1 protein-coding gene and 1 pseudogene are annotated in these 972 nt (G+C 62.2%); one reads left to right on the top strand and one right to left on the bottom strand.

Translation table 11 applies throughout. From position 1 onward, the window contains the following. A pseudogene (locus EOA22_RS35180) lies at positions 1–340 on the bottom strand (hypothetical protein); the annotation flags it as partial. Positions 341–623: 283 nt separating this feature from the next. Between EOA22_RS35180 and EOA22_RS35175 the strand changes: the two are divergent. Continuing rightward, a complete protein-coding gene (locus EOA22_RS35175; protein ID WP_063170208.1) occupies positions 624–905 on the top strand; it encodes a helix-turn-helix transcriptional regulator in 282 nt (93 codons plus the stop codon). The last annotated feature ends 67 nt before the right edge of the window (positions 906–972 follow it).

The raw sequence follows: 972 nt of genomic DNA, 5'->3' as shown, positions 1-972 counted from the left end.
GGCGGGCACCCTCGCCGGTGCCTTTCAGCGCGGCCGGGAAGACCACCACCTCCACGGCGCCGCTGCCGCCATCCGCTTTCGATACGGAGGCAATGCCGAGGAAATCGCCCTGCTTGATGTCCGTTGCCGAGGCGTTGGCGACGCCCGAGATCTTCCAGCCGGCCTTGAGCTTGATCGCGTCGGTATCGCCCTGGCGGGTTTTCACGGTGAGCAGCGTGGGCTTAAAACTGACCACCGTGCCGCGCACACGAAGCGCGCCTGCGGCTTGGGCGGCGCCCGCGCCGGCGACGGAAAGGCTGGAAATCGTGCCGAGCACGACCATGACTGTCTTCAAGTTCATTGCAAAAAATCCTTCCGGGAAAGAACTGGCTGGAACCGGATGGTTTCGCGCCAGCGACCCGGAGATAACGAATGGGCGCGGCGAAACTGCCGGCAAAAGGCCAATCAGGCCTTCAAAACAACTTGATCGCGACGTGTGCGCCAGAGGCCGCGCCAGGCACCCGGTTCACGATCCCGTGACGGCCATTTTGGCCCTTGGCAAATCACCAGTGAGAGGGCATCTTCCCGACCGTCTCAGGCAACACTCCTCATTTGATCAAACTCTTTCAGTCATGGAGTTGCCAATGCCCCATAATGCGAAAAGCGAACCCCACTCCGAACCGGCAACCAACGGGAGCGGGCCAGATTACAACACCCTCAGAGCGATGCGGGAGACCCGCGGTTACAGCGTGGAAGAGCTTTCCCTGACATGCGGCCTGGCGGTGGACGAGATTGAGGATATCGAAAGCGGCAGAGTGACCGATCCGTCGAAGCTGCGTCGTATTGTGTCCGCGCTTCACCTTCCCCAGGAGGCTCTGATCACCCCGGCTGCGCCGACGCCGGCGCAAGGTCGATCGCTGGCGTAGACCCCGCACCAGGCATTCCAGAGAACCCGCCAAGGCCCTCTTGGCGGGATTCTTTTGACCTCCCGCA

The organism is Mesorhizobium sp. M7A.F.Ca.US.014.04.1.1, from assembly GCF_003998745.1.
Lineage (GTDB): Bacteria > Pseudomonadota > Alphaproteobacteria > Rhizobiales > Rhizobiaceae > Mesorhizobium > Mesorhizobium ciceri.
This window is presented reverse-complemented; position numbering and strand designations above follow the sequence as displayed.